The organism is Mucilaginibacter xinganensis (assembly GCF_002257585.1).
Classification (GTDB): domain Bacteria; phylum Bacteroidota; class Bacteroidia; order Sphingobacteriales; family Sphingobacteriaceae; genus Mucilaginibacter; species Mucilaginibacter xinganensis.
Genome location: NZ_CP022743.1, coordinates 4,665,928 through 4,688,903, shown reverse-complemented (window position 1 = coordinate 4,688,903; position 22,976 = coordinate 4,665,928). Strand labels below are relative to the sequence as shown.

8 protein-coding genes are annotated in these 22,976 nt (G+C 44.6%); 7 read left to right on the top strand and 1 reads right to left on the bottom strand.

Annotated elements, in window-relative coordinates; all coding sequences use genetic code 11:
• Positions 1-87: 87 nt before the first annotated feature.
• The 5 genes from MuYL_RS20465 (at position 88) to MuYL_RS20445 (ending at position 14,426) form a co-directional block, all read left to right on the top strand.
• A complete protein-coding gene (locus tag MuYL_RS20465) occupies positions 88-795 on the top strand; it encodes a Crp/Fnr family transcriptional regulator (RefSeq protein WP_094573045.1) in 708 nt (235 codons plus the stop codon).
• A 445-nt stretch (positions 796-1,240) separates the two neighbouring features.
• Positions 1,241-1,693 carry a helix-turn-helix domain-containing protein gene (locus MuYL_RS20460; protein ID WP_317043858.1) on the top strand — a complete coding sequence of 151 codons (453 nt, stop codon included), beginning with the start codon at positions 1,241-1,243 and terminating at the stop codon, positions 1,691-1,693.
• 135 nt (positions 1,694-1,828) lie between these two features.
• Positions 1,829-4,144, top strand: a complete 2,316-nt coding sequence (locus MuYL_RS20455) for an InlB B-repeat-containing protein (protein ID WP_094572322.1) — start codon at positions 1,829-1,831, stop codon at positions 4,142-4,144.
• Positions 4,145-4,228: 84 nt separating this feature from the next.
• Complete coding sequence (locus MuYL_RS20450; protein ID WP_094572321.1) at positions 4,229-6,172, top strand: OmpA family protein; 1,944 nt, start codon at positions 4,229-4,231, stop codon at positions 6,170-6,172.
• A gap of 1,000 nt (positions 6,173-7,172) precedes the next feature.
• Positions 7,173-14,426, top strand: coding sequence for a cadherin-like beta sandwich domain-containing protein (locus MuYL_RS20445; RefSeq protein ID WP_170309775.1), 7,254 nt, complete (start codon positions 7,173-7,175; stop codon positions 14,424-14,426).
• A 63-nt stretch (positions 14,427-14,489) separates the two neighbouring features.
• Here MuYL_RS20445 and MuYL_RS20440 read toward each other — a convergent pair whose 3' ends face one another.
• On the bottom strand, positions 14,490-16,859 hold the full coding sequence (locus MuYL_RS20440; RefSeq protein ID WP_094572319.1) for a glycoside hydrolase family 127 protein: 2,370 nt from the start codon (positions 16,857-16,859) through the stop codon (positions 14,490-14,492).
• A gap of 455 nt (positions 16,860-17,314) precedes the next feature.
• Here MuYL_RS20440 and MuYL_RS20435 point away from each other — a divergent pair, with 455 nt between their 5' ends.
• Together MuYL_RS20435 and MuYL_RS20430 are read left to right on the top strand one after the other, a co-directional pair.
• A complete protein-coding gene (locus tag MuYL_RS20435) occupies positions 17,315-21,484 on the top strand; it encodes a hybrid sensor histidine kinase/response regulator transcription factor (protein ID WP_094572318.1) in 4,170 nt (1,389 codons plus the stop codon).
• 43 nt (positions 21,485-21,527) lie between these two features.
• Positions 21,528-22,889, top strand: coding sequence for a glycoside hydrolase family 27 protein (locus MuYL_RS20430; protein WP_094572317.1), 1,362 nt, complete (start codon positions 21,528-21,530; stop codon positions 22,887-22,889).
• Positions 22,890-22,976: the final 87 nt, after the last annotated feature.

Here is a 22,976-nt window from a genome sequence, read left to right as displayed (position 1 = left end):
GTTAGTGGCTGTTTTAAAGCGTTTTACCGTATTAAATCAATGAAGAATATGATATTTATCAGTTTTTTATTTCTTTACCTTTGCAATATGAGCTTGTCCGGAATTTTTCCTATCGACCGATGGAATTTTACAACGCAATCAATACTTACAATCCTTTCAGCAGAAGATTATTCAGCCTTAGTTGCTAATCAAAGCGATTTTAAATATTTGAAGGGCGACGTTATTTTCAGGGAGGGAGCTGTTCCGTCCGGTATTTTTTTAATAAGAAGCGGGAGAGTAAAAAAGTTCAAGATTGATAACCTGGCTAAAGAACAGATCATATACGTAGCCAACCAGGGCGAGCTTATTGGTTACCATGCCGTTTTATCAGAAGAAAGATATCCTGATTCGGCAGCAGCGATCGAGGATAGCCTGATCAGTTTTATCCCTAAAGAAGATTTTATAAAAGTGTTACATCAGTCGCCGGCCTTTTCCCATCGGTTGCTGAAAGCTTTAAGCCATGAATTTACGGTTTTAGCAAACAGTATTTCTGTTATAGCCCACAGATCCGCGCCGGAACGGCTTGCCTTAGCGTTGATCGTTTTTCGTGAAAAATTTAAAGATGAGGTATCTGACGGAAAAGAAATAATCTTGAATATCTCCAGAACAGACCTCGCTAACATGGCCGGAATTGCCCATGAAAATGTGATCCGCCTGTTAAAAGAGTTTAAAGAAGAGGGTATCTTGGAAACTGATGGCAGAAAGATCCGGATTAAGGATATAAAGCAGTTGATAAAAAAGTCAAACTATAGTTAAGGCAACTCGTCTTTTAAATTGCTCAAAACAGTGGTTTTGCTTGTATCTTTCCACACTGGCGTAATAAGCTATCTACAATCATAATAATAAGCCATTATTCGTTACAGGACTAATTAATTCCTTTTTTCTAATCAGAATCGGTGCGGCGCTTCAAGCTCAAGCTGATGGTAGTTATCGTATTTATTTAGCTGGTTTTTACTGCCGCATTATTTTTTTGACTTCAAATAGGGCATTTGTGTTGCGAAGGGGCATTATTTAAATTTTTAGCCTTTATTAACGTTATTCATTAGTTATCAAAAGGCTATAAGGGAATTTATATAGGCACTTGCTTTGCAAGCGGTAAGTTACAATGTACCTCTTTATAAAAAACATGGTCAGCGTTCGCTGCAAAATAATTGTTCAATCAGAATTCGAAAAATTCGGGCTAAAATGCATAAATATAGAGATGGGAAGGATTGAAATATCTGGATTTATTACACCGGAACAAAGCCAGCTTATTGGAATTGCATTGCTTGATTACGGTTTAGAGCTGTTGGATAACAAAAAAAACATCTTAATTGAAAGAATTAAAAATGTGATTATTGATATGATCCATTATTCTGATACACCGCTTAAAATAAATTTTTCCGAATACCTGAGCAATACATTAAAGCTTGATTATACCTATCTGGCAAATATTTTCTCTGAGGTACAAGGTTCTACTATAGAACAGTTTATTATCATGCAAAAAATTCAATTTGTTAAACAATTGATAATTTATAATGAACTTAACCTCACCGAAATATCGTGGAAGCTGCATTACAGCAGTGTTGCACACCTGTCTGCACAATTTAAAAAGGTAACTGGCCTAACGCCATCGGCGTTCAAGCATCTCGACTATCAGGGCATCAGTGCCTGAAAAAGGTGTGAATTATATAACTTAAAAAGAAAGTTATGTAACGAATAGGTTACAAAGCCTGCCTACGTTTGTATATCCTGAAATCCGACCCAATAAGACTTAAGGAATTACAATTTACCCTTCAAATAAAATTTTATGAAAAAACAAATTACTACCCGTTGGAATGGCATTTTTACGCGTCAAAGCAAAGGCTATTCTTTAATATTAAAAACCATTTGCGCCCTCGCACTGCTTTTTGCAGTTTTAGCCCCGGGATGTAAAAAGGATGATTATAAAGGAGAAATAAAGGGTACATGCCCGGTTGTAGTTTCTACCGACCCTCTTGATAAAGCGGTGGACGTTGTTCTCACCAAAGCTATATCGGTAACTTTTAATACAAGTATGGCTCCCGCTTCTATTAATAGTAAAACCTTTACTATAAAACAGGGCGCTGCGACAATTGCAGGAACAATAGCGCCCACTAGTAATGGCACCGTATTTATCTTTACACCAAGCCAGCCATTATTGCCCTTTGTATCCTATACCGGTACTATTACAACCGGTGCTACCGATACTTTACATACCGCACTTGTTAAAGACTATATTTGGACCTTTACCTCCATTCCACAAGTAACATTAACAGCACTTCCGGTTGCCGGCGGAACAGTTGAGGGTTTCGGAACATTTGCCCAGGCATCAGTAGTTACTGTAACAGCAACGCCTAATACAGGTTATGTGTTCACTAACTGGACAGACAACGGCACCATAGTTTCCACAAGCTCAAGTTACCAGTTTACTATGGCCGGTAATAGGGTGTTAGTAGCAAATTTTAAAGTTATCCCGGCATCGCAGTTTGCCGTAGTATTAAACTCATCACCTGTTGCCGGCGGAACAACAAAAGGGTCAGGATCTTACAATGCGGGTACGTCTGTAACTGTTACAGCTTTGCCTAATGCAGGTTACATTTTTGTTAATTGGACTGACAACGGTAATATAGTATCAACAAGTTCAGGTTATCAGTTTATTTTGGGAGGCAACCGTAAGTTAATTGCTAACTTTAAAATCATCCCTTCATCGCAATTTGCGGTTATATTATCGTCGAGTCCGCCAGATGGTGGTTCAACCACCGGCTCAGGAGCGTATAGTGCCGGCACATCAGTTACGGTAAGCGCAGCAGCAAATTCGGGCTATACCTTTGTCAATTGGACAGATAATGGTGTTGTGGCTTCAACCAGTACAAGCTACACGTTTGCATTAAATGCAAACAGGACATTGATTGCCAACTTCGCCAAAAGTATTTATACGCTCGCTTTATCAGCCAAGCCAACTACGGGCGGAACAGTAACGGGAGCAGGTTCATTCAGCGCAGGTTCTTCTGTAACGGCGCTTGCAGTACCAAAGTCCGGATACGATTTTGTAAGCTGGACAGATAACGGTGTTGTTGCTTCAACTAACGCCAGCTATACATTTATATTAAATGGAAGTAAAGCGCTTGTGGCTAACTTTGTTGTTAACACAGTAACGTTAAATGTAACAGCTGTAAACGGTTCCGTTATTAAAAATCCTAACCAGCTGGCGTACAGCAAGGGGGCACAGGTAAAACTTACCGCAACCGCAAATGCCGGGTATGTATTCACGTCATGGAGTGGCGATGCAACAGGTTCGGTTAATCCGCTTACCGTTACTATGAATGCCAATAAAAATATCACGGCAAACTTTAAGCTGATAGCGGCATCACCGGTATTAGGTAGTATATCCAAATTTGGGGCTTTTGGTGGTAATGCAGGTATTACCAACCAGGGTTTAAATACGGTTATAAATAACGGAGGTATTGGCACAACAGCGGCCTCAACATTGGTAACCGGATTTCACGATGGGCTGACTGCTGCGGTTTATACAGAAACTCCACTTAATAAAGGTAATGTAAAAGGTGGCATCTTCACGGCTCCTCCGGCACCTGGCACTGCTACTTCTTTTGCTGTTGCATCGCAGGCCTTAATTGATGCTACCATAGCTTATAACAGTATTTCGCCGGCTTCAAAACCTGGTGGAATTGACCCGGGCGCCGGCGAATTAGGCGGTTTAACTTTAGCACCGGGCATATACAAATCTGCAAGCGGAACATTTAAAATAACCAACGGCAACCTAACGCTAGACGCTAAGGGCGACCCTAACGCTGTTTGGATATTTCAAACAGCTGCCGGTCTTACTGTTGGCATTGCGGGTCCGGCTGGAGCCAGGAGTGTGGTGATGATAAATGGAGGCCTCGCGAAAAATGTATTCTGGTACGTAGGAAGCGCGGCTACTATTAATGCTGCCGGTGGCGGTATTATGACAGGAACCATTATTTCAAGCGCCGGAACTACTTTATCAACAGCCGGTAACGCAGTACAAACGGTATTAAATGGCAGGGCTATTTCTTTGGTTGCTTCAGTTACCATGGTAAATACAACAGTTAATGTGCCTCAATAAGCAATTGGTTTAAAACCGTGTATTATATCCCCTTCGGGGGATTTATTAAAAACCGTAACAGTTATACAATTAAAAGAAAATCTTATGTTATCAACTAATAAAATACTTCAAAAAGTCATCACTTGTGTTTTGGTGACCATGCTGGCAGCCTCCACGGTTAACGCACAAACCACGTCTCCAACATGGTGGTTTGGTGCCTCCGGAGCAGCAAATTTCAATTTTTATGATGGAACAACCCAAAGGTTAAACAATTCATTAATAGCGCCAACGGCCTTCCATAAAGGCAGGAGCGTTCGTCCTTATGCGTCTATATTGGCAGAGTATCGCCCGGCAGGTATCTGGGGCGGTATGTTAAATGTTGCCTATGATGGCCGGGGCGGAAAATTTAACGATGTAGTTGCCCCTTGCGATTGCCCGGCTACGTTAAAAACAAGTACCAGTTATATCACTGTTGAACCAAGCTTGCGTTTAAGTGTGCCGGCATCAGGTTTGTACTTTTTTGCAGGGCCAAGGGTGTCTTTTAATATAAATAAGGATTTTGCATATACGCAGTTAAGGCAGCCTAATACCGATGGTGAATTAAGCGCGATGCACAAAACCATATTTTCGGGCCAGGTAGGTGCGGGTTATGATATCATGATGTCATCAGCAAACAGCACAACCAAAGTTAGCCTTTCGCCATTTGTTGCTTTTATACCATACTTTGGACAGGAGCCGCGCACCATCGAAAGCTGGTCGGTTACTACCGTTCGGGCGGGTATCGCACTTAAGTTTGGAAAGGCTAAGAAAATGATAGTTAAAGAAACTGTTGCAACGCCTGTGCCTTTACCAATGCACGATTTTACTTTTAACGTGCGTGCACCTAAAGCAGTCTCGTTAAAACGCCAGGTAAGTGAAACATTGCCTTTAAGGAATTCAGTATTTTTTGATGAAGGATCAACACAGGTTCCGGCCAGGTATGTGCTGCTTTCAAAAGAGCAGGCAGGCTTGTTCCGGGAAGAACAGCTGCAGGCAGACCAGCCTGATGATATGACAGGCCGCTCAGCAAGGCAATTAACTGTTTATCATAACATTTTGAATATTACAGGAGATCGTTTAAGATCAAATCCGGGAGCCGTAATATCACTTAGCGGTGCTTCAGCAAAAGGCCCTGAAGACGGTATAAAACTTGCCGAATCAGTGAAGCTGTATTTGGTTGATGTATTTGGCATCGATGGTTCAAGGATTACTGTAAAGGGACGTAATAAACCGGTTATCCCATCTGAACAGCCTGGCGGGACGAAAGAGCTTGTGCTGCTTCGCGCCGGTGATCGCAGGGTTGACATAACCAGCGCCTCTCCTGAATTATTAGAAGAAGTAGGCGGCGATATGCTGAAGCCTGTTCAAATAAATGCCACACAGGCAGACCCGCTTGATAGTCAAATCGTACTTAATATTGACAGTGCTGCACAGTTGCTTAAATCATGGTCAGTAGATATTACTGATGATAAAGGAATTGCTCAACACTACGGGCCATACACCCGGGATCAGGAGAGTATCCCCGGAGCCGCCATCTTAGGCAATAATCCCGAAGGTGACTATAAGTTAGCGATGACAGGTGAAACAAAGGCCGGCATGGCGGTAAGAAAAGAAGGTACAGTTCACCTTGTACGCCAGGATGAAGCTACTGCTAAAGGTTTGCGATACAGTATTCTTTATGAATTTGACAAAGGCACTTCAATTGCCAGGTATGATAAATTTTTAACGGAAGTCGTAGCCCCTTCAATAGCTGATGGATCGACCGTGATTATACACGGGCATACTGACATAATAGGTGAAGAAGATCACAACATGAAGTTATCAAGGGAGCGGGCTCATGATGTTCAAAATATCCTGGAACGCGCGTTGGCTAAAGCCGGGAAAAATAATGTAAAGTTTGAAACATTAGGCTTTGGAGAAGATATTAGTAAAGCACCTTTTGAAAACACCGCTCCTGAAGAGCGTTTTTATAACAGAACGGTTATCATTGATATTGTTCCGGTTAAGTAATAAAAAAGATTAAAAAATACAAAGAGGCCGTCTCATAAGCAATTATGAGGCGGTTTTTTTTATTAACCCGGTAGTGATCCCGCTTCTTCGTTTTTCAATATCCTGTTGTTAAATACATCGTTTATAGCGAAGATATTTCCAATTGTTATTTTGTGGTATGAATTTTTTGGTGGTGCGGTTTAATTGAAAATTAGCAAATTTTCTTTAAGTGAGAATATTCCCGCCAGCTTATTTTTTAGCTATTTCTCATCTAAAAGCAAAAAAATGCCGCCATAGTACCAATTGGGAAGTAAACTTTGTCGCCTATTTGTTTTAAATTCCTAAAGCGATGGGATATGTTAAATAAATCTTCAGCCTCCAGGATTTTAAAAAAAACCTTAATTGTGAGGTCTGTGGGCTTTTTTTTGACGTGCTGTAACATAGTGCATTACATTAAATGCCATCAAAAAAAATAAAAATCACTTCATGTTAAAATAGCGTAAAACCCGCATTGCTAATATTGAAAATAATAATAAACTTTATAAACTTAAATATTGCTAAAGCGCTGTGTGTTAATGTAGTGTTGTTGGATAATAATATTAATTGCTGGTTAGTATAGCTATGAAGTAGCCTCTTAATATAAGTACCGAATGCCTTTTAAAACCCAAACCAATGTATCAGATTTTTTTCGGAAAAAATGCCGCTGAACCGCGGCTGAAGATAGAGAAACTATCCATACTTATAGCTACACAGTTAGTAATTGCAAACAACTTTTACAACTGGTAAACGAATTGATTTACAGTAATATATAACCAGCATTACCTGAAACATAATATTTACTTATTAATATAAAAAGCTTTTCCCCCACTTTGTTATTATGAAAACACCCTTACCCTTATTGCGAAATTTTTCTTCGCCGTTAATTGCCTTAAAAAAATTGAGCATCGTCGTGTTTATGATGCTATGCTGTTTCAATAATTTGTACGCTGGTGCCATCACTTCACCCCATTATAAAAGGCTTATGAACACCCGGCTTGTTAACAGAAAAGCCGCATCAAAAATAAAATCAAACCAATTTACAGGCCCATATATCAGTTATACCAGTCCACAGACGTATGTAGCGGGGACGGCGATCACGCCTCTTGCGCCGGTGATCAGTGGCGGGGTAGCGGCCTCACCGGCTTACAGCAGCAGTACAACAACGCTGGGATCGGGCTTTAACATCCCTGCGGGGATAGCGGTAGACGGTGCGGGGAATATCTATATCGGGGACCAGAACAACAACGTGGTCAAAAAGATCCCGGGCGGCACGGGTACGCCGGTGGTTATCGGGACGGGGTTCAACACCCCAGACGGCGTAGCGGTAGATGCAGCGGGGAATGTGTATGTGGCCGACGACGGGAATAACCTGGTGAAGAAGATCCCGGTAGGTGGCGGTCCGATCATCACGCTGGGCTCGGGCTTTCTGCAGCCGTTCAATGTGGCGGTAGATGGCGCGGGTAACGTTTATGTGGCAGACCGGGGGAACAATGCGGTGAAAGAGATCCCTGTGGGTGGCGGCGCAGTGATCACGCTGGGGTCGGGCTTTGTGACCCCGACGGGCGTAGCGGTAGATGCGTACGGGAATGTATATGTGGCAGACTTTGGGAACAGCGCGATCAAGAAGATCCCCGTGGGTGGCGGTGCACCGGTGACACTGGGTTCGGGGTTCAGCACGCCATTCGGGGTAGCGGTAGACGGATCGGGGAACGTGTTTGTGACGGACTACGGGAACAAGCAGGTGAAGGAGATCCCGGTATCGGGGGGTCCGATCCTGACGGTGGGCTCAGGGTACAGTTTTCTGTTCGGGGTAGCGGTAGACGGGTCGAATAACGTGTTTGTGACAGACTACGGGAACAATGCGGTAAAAGAGATCAACCCGGTTGGGGGCTATTACATCAGCCCTGCCTTACCGGCGGGACTAAGCTTTAACAATACCACGGGCATCATCAGCGGCACACCAGCGGCAGCGAGCCCGGCAACAAATTATACGGTAACGGTTTATAATAACAGCGGCAGCAATACGGCTACCCTGAACCTGAAAGTAAACGCGGTAAGCATCAGTTATACCAGTCCACAGACGTATGTAGCGGGGACGGCGATCACGCCTCTTGCGCCGGTGATCAGTGGCGGGGTAGCGGCCTCACCGGCTTACAGCAGCAGTACAACAACGCTGGGATCGGGCTTTAACATCCCTGCGGGGATAGCGGTAGACGGTGCGGGGAATATCTATATCGGGGACCAGAACAACAACGTGGTCAAAAAGATCCCGGGCGGCACGGGTACGCCGGTGGTTATCGGGACGGGGTTCAACACCCCAGACGGCGTAGCGGTAGATGCAGCGGGGAATGTGTATGTGGCCGACGACGGGAATAACCTGGTGAAGAAGATCCCGGTAGGTGGCGGTCCGATCATCACGCTGGGCTCGGGCTTTCTGCAGCCGTTCAATGTGGCGGTAGATGGCGCGGGTAACGTTTATGTGGCAGACCGGGGGAACAATGCGGTGAAAGAGATCCCCGTGGGTGGCGGCGCAGTGATCACGCTGGGGTCGGGCTTTGTGACCCCGACGGGCGTAGCGGTAGATGCGTACGGGAATGTATATGTGGCAGACTTTGGGAACAGCGCGATCAAGAAGATCCCCGTGGGTGGCGGTGCACCGGTGACACTGGGTTCGGGGTTCAGCACGCCATTCGGGGTAGCGGTAGACGGATCGGGGAACGTGTTTGTGACGGACTACGGGAACAAGCAGGTGAAGGAGATCCCGGTATCGGGGGGTCCGATCCTGACGGTGGGCTCAGGGTACAGTTTTCTGTTCGGGGTAGCGGTAGACGGGTCGAATAACGTGTTTGTGACAGACTACGGGAACAATGCGGTAAAAGAGATCAACCCGGTTGGGGGCTATTACATCAGCCCTGCCTTACCGGCGGGACTAAGCTTTAACAATACCACGGGCATCATCAGCGGCACACCAGCGGCAGCGAGCCCGGCAACAAATTATACGGTAACGGTTTATAATAACAGCGGCAGCAATACGGCTACCCTGAACCTGAAAGTAAACGCGGTAAGCATCAGTTATACCAGTCCACAGACGTATGTAGCGGGGACGGCGATCACGCCTCTTGCGCCGGTGATCAGTGGCGGGGTAGCGGCCTCACCGGCTTACAGCAGCAGTACAACAACGCTGGGATCGGGCTTTAACATCCCTGCGGGGATAGCGGTAGACGGTGCGGGGAATATCTATATCGGGGACCAGAACAACAACGTGGTCAAAAAGATCCCGGGCGGCACGGGTACGCCGGTGGTTATCGGGACGGGGTTCAACACCCCAGACGGCGTAGCGGTAGATGCAGCGGGGAATGTGTATGTGGCCGACGACGGGAATAACCTGGTGAAGAAGATCCCGGTAGGTGGCGGTCCGATCATCACGCTGGGCTCGGGCTTTCTGCAGCCGTTCAATGTGGCGGTAGATGGCGCGGGTAACGTTTATGTGGCAGACCGGGGGAACAATGCGGTGAAAGAGATCCCTGTGGGTGGCGGCGCAGTGATCACGCTGGGGTCGGGCTTTGTGACCCCGACGGGCGTAGCGGTAGATGCGTACGGGAATGTATATGTGGCAGACTTTGGGAACAGCGCGATCAAGAAGATCCCCGTGGGTGGCGGTGCACCGGTGACACTGGGTTCGGGGTTCAGCACGCCATTCGGGGTAGCGGTAGACGGATCGGGGAACGTGTTTGTGACGGACTACGGGAACAAGCAGGTGAAGGAGATCCCGGTATCGGGGGGTCCGATCCTGACGGTGGGCTCAGGGTACAGTTTTCTGTTCGGGGTAGCGGTAGACGGGTCGAATAACGTGTTTGTGACAGACTACGGGAACAATGCGGTAAAAGAGATCAACCCGGTTGGGGGCTATTACATCAGCCCTGCCTTACCGGCGGGACTAAGCTTTAACAATACCACGGGCATCATCAGCGGCACACCAGCGGCAGCGAGCCCGGCAACAAATTATACGGTAACGGTTTATAATAACAGCGGCAGCAATACGGCTACCCTGAACCTGAAAGTAAACGCGGTAAGCATCAGTTATACCAGTCCACAGACGTATGTAGCGGGGACGGCGATCACGCCTCTTGCGCCGGTGATCAGTGGCGGGGTAGCGGCCTCACCGGCTTACAGCAGCAGTACAACAACGCTGGGATCGGGCTTTAACATCCCTGCGGGGATAGCGGTAGACGGTGCGGGGAATATCTATATCGGGGACCAGAACAACAACGTGGTCAAAAAGATCCCGGGCGGCACGGGTACGCCGGTGGTTATCGGGACGGGGTTCAACACCCCAGACGGCGTAGCGGTAGATGCAGCGGGGAATGTGTATGTGGCCGACGACGGGAATAACCTGGTGAAGAAGATCCCGGTAGGTGGCGGTCCGATCATCACGCTGGGCTCGGGCTTTCTGCAGCCGTTCAATGTGGCGGTAGATGGCGCGGGTAACGTTTATGTGGCAGACCGGGGGAACAATGCGGTGAAAGAGATCCCCGTGGGTGGCGGCGCAGTGATCACGCTGGGGTCGGGCTTTGTGACCCCGACGGGCGTAGCGGTAGATGCGTACGGGAATGTATATGTGGCAGACTTTGGGAACAGCGCGATCAAGAAGATCCCCGTGGGTGGCGGTGCACCGGTGACACTGGGTTCGGGGTTCAGCACGCCATTCGGGGTAGCGGTAGACGGATCGGGGAACGTGTTTGTGACGGACTACGGGAACAAGCAGGTGAAGGAGATCCCGGTATCGGGGGGTCCGATCCTGACGGTGGGCTCAGGGTACAGTTTTCTGTTCGGGGTAGCGGTAGACGGGTCGAATAACGTGTTTGTGACAGACTACGGGAACAATGCGGTAAAAGAGATCAACCCGGTTGGGGGCTATTACATCAGCCCTGCCTTACCGGCGGGACTAAGCTTTAACAATACCACGGGCATCATCAGCGGCACACCAGCGGCAGCGAGCCCGGCAACAAATTATACGGTAACGGTTTATAATAACAGCGGCAGCAATACGGCTACCCTGAACCTGAAAGTAAACGCGGTAAGCATCAGTTATACCAGTCCACAGACGTATGTAGCGGGGACGGCGATCACGCCTCTTGCGCCGGTGATCAGTGGCGGGGTAGCGGCCTCACCGGCTTACAGCAGCAGTACAACAACGCTGGGATCGGGCTTTAACATCCCTGCGGGGATAGCGGTAGACGGTGCGGGGAATATCTATATCGGGGACCAGAACAACAACGTGGTCAAAAAGATCCCGGGCGGCACGGGTACGCCGGTGGTTATCGGGACGGGGTTCAACACCCCAGACGGCGTAGCGGTAGATGCAGCGGGGAATGTGTATGTGGCCGACGACGGGAATAACCTGGTGAAGAAGATCCCGGTAGGTGGCGGTCCGATCATCACGCTGGGCTCGGGCTTTCTGCAGCCGTTCAATGTGGCGGTAGATGGCGCGGGTAACGTTTATGTGGCAGACCGGGGGAACAATGCGGTGAAAGAGATCCCCGTGGGTGGCGGCGCAGTGATCACGCTGGGGTCGGGCTTTGTGACCCCGACGGGCGTAGCGGTAGATGCGTACGGGAATGTATATGTGGCAGACTTTGGGAACAGCGCGATCAAGAAGATCCCCGTGGGTGGCGGTGCACCGGTGACACTGGGTTCGGGGTTCAGCACGCCATTCGGGGTAGCGGTAGACGGATCGGGGAACGTGTTTGTGACGGACTACGGGAACAAGCAGGTGAAGGAGATCCCGGTATCGGGGGGTCCGATCCTGACGGTGGGCTCAGGGTACAGTTTTCTGTTCGGGGTAGCGGTAGACGGGTCGAATAACGTGTTTGTGACAGACTACGGGAACAATGCGGTAAAAGAGATCAACCCGGTTGGGGGCTATTACATCAGCCCTGCCTTACCGGCGGGACTAAGCTTTAACAATACCACGGGCATCATCAGCGGCACACCAGCGGCAGCGAGCCCGGCAACAAATTATACGGTAACGGTTTATAATAACAGCGGCAGCAATACGGCTACCCTGAACCTGAAAGTAATAACAGGGGCCAGTAATACATATCTTACAAATTTAGCAATAAGTAAAGGTGTACTGAGCCCAACATTTGCCGCAGGAACGATCAGTTATACCGCCATTGTACCAAATGCATTTTCATCAATAACGCTAACTCCAACTGCCGGTGATCCGGATGCTACAATAAAGGTTAACGGAGCGGCGGTAGTTTCCGGCACAGCTTCGGCAAACTTGCCATTAGTAGCGGGTAAAAATATTATTAGTACTGTGGTAAAGTCATCAAATGGCGCTGCTGCTAAAACTTATACGCTTACGATGACACGGGCCGCAGCCGGGTTATCAACCAATGCACTCTTAACATCAATAAAGGTAACTCCTGCTACGCCACTGGTTACTGTGGTTGGGTCGGGTTATAAAAATTATTTCACATCGGTACCCAATAGCCAAACCAGCTTACAAGTTACCTCGGTTGTTCAGGATGCTAACGCAACTATAAAAGTAAATGGAACTTTGGTTGCATCAGGAGCGCCATCAGCAGCAATTCCGCTTGTTGCGGGCAGTAATGTAATTACTGTGATAGTTACCGCGCCGGATAGCGCAACCACCAAAAGTTTTATTATTACCGCCACGCGTGCGCCTGCATCAAATGCGACCCTTGCTAACTTAAAACCGAGTAAAGGGATATTAAGTCCTGTTTTTGCGCCAGGCACAAACGCCTATACTACTATTGTACCAAACGCAACAACTTCCATAACTGTAACACCAACGCCCGGCGATCCGGATGCTACGGTAAGGGTGAACGGTGTAATTGTAGCACCGGGCGCTGCTTCTGCAAGCCAGCCATTGGTGGAGGGAACAAATGTCATTAATATCTTAGTAACAGCATCAGACGCTATCACTACGCAAAGCTATACATTAACGGTAACCAGGGCAGCGGCCGGGCTGTCAACCAATGCATTGTTGACCAGCCTTAAGTTCTCGCCGGCTTCCACGTTTGTTACGGTAAGCGGCCCTGATTATAAAGACTACACTTCCGCCGTACCCAATAGTGAAACCAGTCTGCAGGTTATAGCTGTAGCAGCTGATGCTAACGCCGTCATTAAAGTAAATGGTATTACCGTGGCGTCGGGAGTAGCCTCACAGGTAATTCCGCTTGTTGTAGGCAGTAACATTATCTCAGTTGTAGTAACGGCGCAGGATAACGCGACCGTCAAAAGTTTTGTAACCACCGTTAACCGTGCTGCGTCATCTAACGCTAATCTTGCAAACCTTACAATCAGTAGCGGCACACTAAGTCCTGCATTTGCAAGTGCTGTAACAAGCTATACAGCAAGCGTAGCCAATGCGGTAAGCTCCATTAAAATCACGCCGACTACAAGTGATGCCGGGGCTACGGTAACAGTTAACGGCACAGCCGTAGCGTCGGGAGCGGCTTCAGCAAGCCTGCCATTGGCGATAGGTACAAATACTATTACTACAGTAGTTACAGCGGCTGATGCTTCCACAAAAACATACACGCTAACGGTTACAAGGATTTCTAATAACGCACTGTTAACCAGTCTTAAATTTTCCCCTGCTTCCGCATTTGTTACGGTAAGCGGTCCGGATTACAGGGATTATACCTCAGCGGTACCGAACAGCGAAACCAGTTTGCAGGTTATCGCTGTAGCCAGCGATGCTAATGCAACTATAAAAGTAAACGGTACTATAGTGGCATCCGGTGTTGCCTCGCAGGTAATTCCGCTTGCTGTGGGAAGTAACGTTGTTTCCGTGGTGGTAACCGCGCAGGATGGAGTAACTAATAAAAGCTTTATCACAACAGTAACCCGCGCGGCGGCCAGCATGGCGAGTCAATATACCGAGACCCCTGCCGACAGTTTGAAAACAACAGATGAAAGCTTAGTAGTACGTCCTGCGATCTCTCCTAATGGTGATGGTATAAATGATGTGCTGATTATCAGTAATATTGAAAAATACCCAGATAATAAGCTTACCATTATTAACGCCGCCGGTGCAGAAATTTACCAGGCAACAGGCTATGATAATATCAATAAAGTATTTGACGGGCATTCCAATAAAACAATGGCATTGCAAAAGCCAGGCACTTATTTTTACCAGCTGGAGTATAATGACAAAGGTAGGGCTAAATATAAAACAGGTTATATTTTATTAAAATATTAAGATAGATTATTGACAGCAAAAACAGGTTAGGGCACGCAACCCATTTGCACGCCCTAACCTGTTTTATTCTTTTATCATACGGCTGCCGTAAACCGGGCCGGCACTGTTGCCTTCCTTTGGTAATAATTTAACTGTTACTTTTTGTTTTCCTTTTGTTAGCTCAATTGGAATGGTGTAGCTGATATCGTAAAAACGGCTTTCCTTGTACTTGTTTAAATCTTCAGTTGATAGTTTTATGCCATCGATCAATATATCAAATATCCTGCCCCTGTTATCCATGCCCCAGTAGGTGTTGATAAGGGTGTTTTGTGCATTTGCGTCAACTTTCATTTCATATAAAAGGTAACCGCCATTTTCTGTTGACCGCCATTTTTTTTGATGGTCTTCGCCGGTAATAGCATTCTCGCCGCTGAAGTTATGGTCGCGTTCCGGCTGCATTTCACCAATTCGCAATATATCTGTGGTACGCGCTTCAAGTTGCTGCTGCTTTTTCTTTTGCTCATCGTAGGCCTTTTGCTGCACTGCCCATGTGCCAGGGGTAAATACATCCCAATAAACCGAATAGTATTCGTCTTTAGTTTGGTTGAAGGGAATCAGTTTAACTTCTTCCGGCTTTGACACATTCACTGTTTTGAAACTTAATTGATCTGTAGTAACCATTTGCAGCCATTTGTTTGGGTCGGTTTCGCTGGTAACAAAAACGGGAACACCTTTAAGCGGATCCGGCTCTGTATTACCCAATACGCCGGCCAGCAATACGGGGCCATAAAATATCGCGCGCCTGTTCGCATTGTCAGGCATCGCTTCTGTATAAATATTTTCAGGCGTTGTAAATTCTATTTTGTCGTTATTTCTCCATTTACGGTTTAAAACAAAATAACCCTGTGCATCTGCAATTACTTGCTGTTTTTGTCCGTTCACCTTAATCGAAGGATTTATTGCCCAATGTGGTTTTCTAATACGGATAGCCAGCGTTACCGGCTTTAAGGTACCTACTGTAAAGCTAATTCTGTCACTTGCAGGCAGGTTGCTCTCTTGTTTTAAGGTTAACCCCTTTTCTTTCCAGTTTAGTACAGCCGGTATAAAAAGGTTAACATACAGGCTGCCGTCATCGCCCCTGAAAAAAATGCTTTCATTATATTTAACATGATTCTCCATGCCCGACCCAACGCAGCAGGTAAAAGTATCAAAAGGGGTGCTGTATTCCTTTTTGCCACCCATTCTTAGAGGAACAAAATAGCACATCATGCCGTTGGTATGGTTTTGGGATGCCAGGATATGATTATATAAAGCCTTTTCATAATAATCCATTAACGGTGCCGAAGGATCAACCGCAAACAAATGCCTGGTCAGCTTAAGCATGTTATAGGTATTGCAGGTTTCTGTTGTATTTTCTGTAAGCTTATCATTCAGTTTACCGGGTTCGCCAAGATATTCGTAATTGCTGTTGCCGCCGGTAGCATAAGAGTGGTTATTAGTAACTGTTTCCCAAAAAAAATCAGCAATTGCTTTGTCTTTTTTATCGCCGGTAAGTTCATATCGCCTGGCGCTGGCAATGATTTTAGGAATCTGGGTATTGGAATGTTTGCCTGGCAATACGTCCTGCTTTTGGGCAAGGGGATCCAATATTCGTTTGTCATAAAATTTGTACGACAGATCAAGATATTTTTTGTCGCCGTTTATGGCGTATAAATTAACCAGTGTTTCTGCCATGCCGCCATACTCGCATAACAGCATCTTTTGAAGTTTCTCATCGTCCAGATTTTTTATGGTTTCACCGGTCCAATTGGCCATTTTTTTGCAAATGTTAAGGGCCTGTTTGTTATTGCAATACAGATAGGCATCCAACAGTCCTGCCATAACCTTATGCACAGTGTACCATGGCGACCAGCCGCCATTCAGGTCAAAACCCCTTGAGCGAATATTGCCTTTGGCAACTTCTGCCCAAATCGTATCTTCTTTGGGTATCGCCCCTATATAGCCGGTTTTGCGTGCTGCCTGGCATTCATTAAGTTCGTTAACAATATAATTTACGCGTTTTAGAAACTCAGGGTCTCCGGTTGATGCATAATGCATAGCTATGGCCGACAGGTAATGTCCAAGTGTATGGCCCGCAAGGCCTGATGATTCCCAGCCTTCGTACATTTTTCCCTTAGCTTTTAAACCCGAATGGGTACGGAACGCAGAGAGCAGGCGGTCAGGCTCAATCGAAAGTAAATAAGCCACATCTGCCTGCATAGCCTGTTTAAAAGGACTTTCCAATAATGTTACCTCCTTCAAATCAAAAGCATAAGCTTTTATAGCTGTTTGCGGCTTAATGGTCATTCTTGCGTCGTTATACTCAGGTAGGTATGATTGCGCGTTTGCTGTTTTAACTGTTATTACTATTGTAAAAACATACACACTTAACTTAAGCCACTTAATTGATAACATAGTTGAAGGATTATGGTAATTGTAAATCAATTTATAAAATTAGGCGGGCGAAATGGATTTTTATACCCAATAATTTCCATTTGATAGCTATATATTACCTAATTATTAATAAAACGCAGTAATTTAGAGGTAAATTGCTGAGATAGTTTCTAAATCTGCTCCAGCGTGTTAGGATAGGTTAATTAATACCAGGAGCTTAATAAGGTATTACAAACAAAAAAAGTTTTGCGTTAAAGCAAAGGTCCCAATAGGTAGCAGCTTGGGCAAAGTTTATACTTAATATCCAAATTGATTTTTAAGCCAGTCAATAATGCCCCCTTTAAATTTAAAGGAGTCTCCGGGTAAATGCCAGCTATTTGATTTATGCTTATTAGTGTTATATTTACAATTATTTATATCTTAGTATCACATTGTGTTTTTTAGGGTAGTGCCAATTATACCCGTATTTTAATATTATGCGCTTTAAAGTTTACATAACGGTTGTGCTGTTTGTTATAATGCAGCAACGCACGTATGCGCAAAATACGGCGTATCAATTTTCGCACCTTGATATTACCAACGGCCTTTCAATCAATCAGGTAACCAGTGTTTTCAAAGATTCAGCCGGATTTATGTGGTTCGGGACTATCTCCGGCCTTAACAGGTACGATGGCTACAAGTTTAAGGTGTTCAAACATTCGCCTGCTGACCCAAATTCTTTAGGTGATAATTCTATAGCAAATATTTTTGAGGGCCCCGGGAATAAGCTGTGGGTTAAAACACATAGTGGTTTTAGTGTATATAACGCAACCACCGAAAAGTTTTCAAACGATATTTCGCGTGAGTTAGGGAAATACAAAGTTTTAACAGATCAGTTATTACAAATTAAAAAAGACAGGCAGGGAAATTTTTGGTTTTTGACCAATAATGATGGATTGTATTTTTACAACCCTAAAAGTAATACCACCAGTTTTTTCAATAGTGCCGGTAACAATTCAATCGCCATCCTGCATTCAGATGCATTAACAGACATTGTTCAGGATAGCCATAACTTTATATGGCTTATTTATGCGGATGGGGTAATTAACAAACTTGATGCTAAAAATAACGAGATTGTTTTCAGTTCGGATAAGTTGGTTAAAGCTAACGGCAGTAAACCTGAACTTTATTCTGCAACGGTTGATGAGAGAAATAATTTATGGCTGTTTGCAGCCGGAAGCCCGATCGGCGTTTATCGCTACAATACCAATACTGATGCGATTGACCATTTTAGTACAGAAACAGGCGATGTAAAGCTAAACTACAACGTTATTAATAATATAATACTTGGTGACGATCACAAAATATGGATCGGGACCGACCATGGCGGCATTAATCTTTTAGACCCTGAAAACAAAAGTGTAAAATACCTTTTAAGCCGGGAAGATGATCCTAAATCGATACAGGGTAACAGCGTAGTGCTTTATAAGGATAACCTGGGAATAATTTGGGCAGGTACATTTAAACAGGGGATAAGTTACTATCACAAAAGCATCATCCAGTTCCCGCTCATCAGGCACTATGTTTCTGATAGTAAAAGTTTGCCTTATGAGGATGTTGACTGTTTTGCAGATGATGCAAACGGGAATTTATGGATAGGCACCAATGGCGGCGGACTAATTAACTACAATTCGGTAACAAAAAAGTATATACAATATAAGCACGACCCTAACGACCCTAATAGCCTGGCCAATAATATTGTGATCAGTATGTATATCGATCATGAGCACAAACTTTGGATAGGTACTTATTTTGGCGGGCTGGACTGTTTTGACGGCAAAAGGTTTATTCACTACCGGCATAACGATAATGTACCATCAAGTATTTCCGATGATCGTGTTTACAGCATTATGGAAGATTCATCCTTAAAACTTTGGGTGGGTACTTTTGCTGGCAGTACCAATATTTTTGACAGAGCCTCAAACAGTTTTTTGCATCCCGATTACAAAATGCTATCGGACTATACCGCAGTTATTTATGAAGATAAGAAAAAAAATATCTGGATAGGAAGGGATAAAGGAATTGATTTTATTGCCAATGGCAAAAGCGTAGCCAGGCATTATGTAAATCACCGTAACGATCCTAATAGCTTAATTGGCAATGATGTAAATAGCATTATTGAGGACAGCAGAGGTTTAATGTGGATAGGCTCAAAAGATGGCTTAAGTATCTTGAATGCGCAAACAAATAAATTTTATAATCTTAACGATACCAAAGGACTACCCGGCAATGATGTTTTAAAAATACTGGAAGACAAAACGGGAAAAATTTGGTTAAGCACTGCAAACGGACTGGCCAGTATAAAAGTTATTAAAACAGGTGGTGATTATAAATTTTTGATTAATAAGTTTGATGAGTTCGACGGATTGCAGGGACGTGAATTTAACGCTTATTCTGCTTTTAAAACCCGGGATGGTCAGTTAATATTCGGCGGGGCACATGGCTTTAACCTGTTCAATCCGCAAAACATAAATTTCACCAAAAACAAGCCGCAATTAGTATTCACCGATTTTCAATTATTCAATAAAAGCGTTGCAGTTGGCGACACGATAAACGGTAATGTCGTTTTGAAAAGTTCTATTACGACAACAACAAATTTAACCCTTAATCACAATGAGAACGATTTCAGCATCGAATTTGCCGCCTGTGAATATTTTAATCCCGATAAAATAGTATATCAATATAAGCTGGAAGAGTTTGACAAACAATGGCTCTCTGCTACCAACAGTACCCGTAAAGCAACCTATACAAACCTGGATGCCGGCGACTATGTATTCATGGTAAAGGCCTGGAATATAAATGATCCGGGAAATACGAGCACCATAACACTTAATATAAGAGTACTACCGCCATTTTGGAAATCTCCACTGGCTTATGTGCTTTATTTTTTAAGCATAGCCTGTCTGCTGGCTTACGTTAGGCATAAAGGCATACTTAAGTTAAAAAATGAGTTTAAAGTTAAACAGGATAAATTAGAGGCAGAGCGGAAACTTGAAAATGAACGTGAAGAAGCGCGCCGTATGCACCAGCTGGATTTGATGAAAATTAAATTCTTTACCAATGTGAGCCATGAGTTTAGAACGCCGCTTTCGCTGATCCTGTCACCAATCGACGATCTGATAAAAACAGCGGATAAACCAGAGCAGCAGCATCACCTGGTAATGATAAAAAGAAACGGAAAGCGCCTGCTTAACCTGGTGAACCAGTTGCTGGATTTTCGTAAAATGGAATACAATGAGTTAAAACTTTGCTTAAAAAAAGGCGACATTATCCAGTTCATAAAAGAGGTGTCGTCGTCGTTTACAGATGTTGCTCATCAAAAACAGATCCAGTATCTTTTTGAAAGCGACGTGAATTCATTTATTACCAATTTTGATCACGATAAGATAGAAAGGATTCTCTTTAACCTGCTCTCGAATGCGTTTAAGTTTACACCTTCGGGCGGCTACATTAGTGTGATGCTGAATTTATCGGTTCCTGAAGCTTTCGCACGGGATCAAAGAATGCTGGAAATAAAAGTAATTGATACAGGTATAGGAATACCTGCAGAAAATCAGGGAAAGATCTTTGAGCGTTTTTTTCAGGATAACATGCCTGAAAGTTTATTGAACCAGGGGAGTGGGATCGGCTTATCGATTACTAAGGAATTTATAAAAATGCATGGCGGAACCATTAAGATTGAAAGCGAACCAGACTATGGAAGTTGTTTTGTTATCGAGCTTCCCGTTGGTGATTTGCATGAGAGCCAGCCTGTTATTGAACCCAAAAAGGATGACGTTTCAATCCCTGCTCTATCTTACGCTGATAATATACAATCGACAAAGAAACTTACTGTTTTGTTGATTGAGGATAACGATGACCTAAGGTTTTACCTTAAAGATAATTTAAAAAATAGCTTTCATATAATTGAAGCAATTAATGGTAAAGACGGTTGGCAAAAGGCACTCGCTTTACATCCGCAACTTATTGTAAGTGATGTTACAATGCCGGAAATGAACGGTTTAGACCTTTGTAAAAAAATAAAGGGAGATAGCCGCACTGCGCACATTCCAGTAATTTTATTAACTGCGTTAATTGGGCAAAGTGATGAACTGGCCGGGCTTGAAAGCGGGGCCAATGATTATATTGCTAAGCCTTTTAACTTTGAGATTTTGCTCTCGAAAATTCACAGCTTGTTGAGGATTCAACAAACCATGAAGAAAACGTATCAAAAGCAGGTAGATGTGGAGGCCAAGGGTATAGTGGTGGTGTCAGAGGATGAAAAATTCTTAAAAAATGCTTTTGCCAGTATTGAGAAAAACATAACCAACCCTAATTTTTCTGTTGAGGAGTTAAGTCGTAATTTAAACCTGAGCAGGGTATCACTTTATAAAAAATTGTTAACGCTTACCGGGAAAACTCCTGTTGATTGCATCAGGACCATCCGGTTGAAAAGAGCGGTGCAATTATTAGAGAAAAGTAAGTTGAGCATTGCCAATGTGGCTTATGAGGTAGGATTTAATAACGCGGCGTATTTTGCCAAAGTATTTAAAGAAGAGTTTGGAATGCTTCCGTCAGAGTATATCATTGAGTTGAAAAGCAGAGAAAAGGAAGAGACCACAACTTAGTTAAATAATTTTAATTGAACATTGATTGAATTTTTTATCCTTTATGAAATATATATATCTTTTTATCCTTGCCGGTCTGTTACCCTTTTTTAATTCTGCATCAGCACAAAACGTAGCATTAACACCGCCTATGGGTTGGAACAGTTACAATTGCTTCGGCTCTGCCGTTCATGAGGATGAAGTAAAAGCAAATGCTGACTACATGGACAAAAACCTGAAGCAGTATGGCTGGCAGTATGTGGTGGTTGATTTTTTATGGTCGTATGATAATCCTCCGGGAAGTAACATTGGTAATCCATTTCAATTAAGATTGCAGGACGGCTCCTATGTCCCATGGCTAACCATGGATCAATGGGGGCGGCTGCTACCGCAGCCTACCAAGTTTCCCTCTGCATTTGGCGGTAAGGGATTTGGACCGCTGGCAACCTACGTGCATTCATTGGGTTTAAAATTTGGCATCCATGTAATGCGGGGTATTCCGCGCCAGGCGGTATGGGCGAAGTCGCCGGTAAAGGGCACTAATGGCATAACAGCTGATATGATTGCTGACACCAACTCGAAATGCCCCTGGATGAACCATATGTATGGGCTCAATATGAAAAAAACCGGAGCACAGGAGTACTTAAATTCTCTTTTAGAACTTTATGCGGGATGGGGTGTGGATTTTATAAAAGTTGACGACCTTTCCCGGCCTTACAGCGAACCGGAGGTTGAGGGATATAGCAAGGCCATTCAGAACTGCGGCCGACCGATAGTATTAAGTCTGTCGCCTGGTGCCACACCAGTGGCGGAGGCCGACCATGCTGTAATAAACGCAAACATGTGGCGTATGGCTGATGATTTTTGGGATAACTGGAAGGAAATAACCGGAATGATGAACTATGCAAAACAGTGGGAGGGCGTAAGCGGACCAGGGCACTGGCCAGATTGCGATATGATCCAGATTGGCAAACTATCAAAACGCGGCCCAGTTGGGCAGGAACGCTTCAGCAGGTTTACCGAAGACGAGGAATATACCCACATGACTTTTTGGAGCATCTTCCGGTCGCCGCTGATGCTTGGTGGAAATCTGCCCGAAAACAGGCCGTTTGAGCTTGCCTTGTTCAGCAACAGCGAAGTAATTGCAGTAAATCAGCTGGGCGAAAATCCGCGGCAGTTGTATGTAAAGGATGGCAAAATGATTTGGTATTCACACGCGCATAATAGTAAAGACGTTTATGTGGCCATGTTTAATTTGAGTGAGCAAACACAGGATATCGACTTGTCTTTTGCATCTGTGGGCCTGATAGGAAAAATAGCCGTTCGCGACTTATGGAAAAAACAGGATGTTGGCGTATTAAAACAAGGCTATCACCAGCAAATAAATAAACACGGAGCAGCATTGTTTAAGTTATCACCTCAATAAATAGAGAAAAGAATCCAATGTAAGGGGAAGATGTAAAACAAAAGTTTAAAATGAACTTAATTTGCGCTATCATCCTGCCGAAAAATA

Excerpts from the sequence above, each read along its gene's own strand:
- MuYL_RS20445 (WP_170309775.1), top strand. The coding sequence starts at position 7,173 with ATGAACACCCGGCTTGTTAACAGAAAAGCCGCATCAAAAATAAAATCA.
- MuYL_RS20455 (WP_094572322.1), top strand. The coding sequence starts at position 1,829 with ATGAAAAAACAAATTACTACCCGTTGGAATGGCATTTTTACGCGTCAA.
- MuYL_RS20440 (WP_094572319.1), bottom strand. The coding sequence starts at position 16,859 with ATGTTATCAATTAAGTGGCTTAAGTTAAGTGTGTATGTTTTTACAATA.
- MuYL_RS20435 (WP_094572318.1), top strand. The coding sequence starts at position 17,315 with ATGCGCTTTAAAGTTTACATAACGGTTGTGCTGTTTGTTATAATGCAG.
- MuYL_RS20460 (WP_317043858.1), top strand. The coding sequence starts at position 1,241 with ATGGGAAGGATTGAAATATCTGGATTTATTACACCGGAACAAAGCCAG.
- MuYL_RS20430 (WP_094572317.1), top strand. The coding sequence starts at position 21,528 with ATGAAATATATATATCTTTTTATCCTTGCCGGTCTGTTACCCTTTTTT.
- MuYL_RS20465 (WP_094573045.1), top strand. The coding sequence starts at position 88 with ATGAGCTTGTCCGGAATTTTTCCTATCGACCGATGGAATTTTACAACG.
- MuYL_RS20450 (WP_094572321.1), top strand. The coding sequence starts at position 4,229 with ATGTTATCAACTAATAAAATACTTCAAAAAGTCATCACTTGTGTTTTG.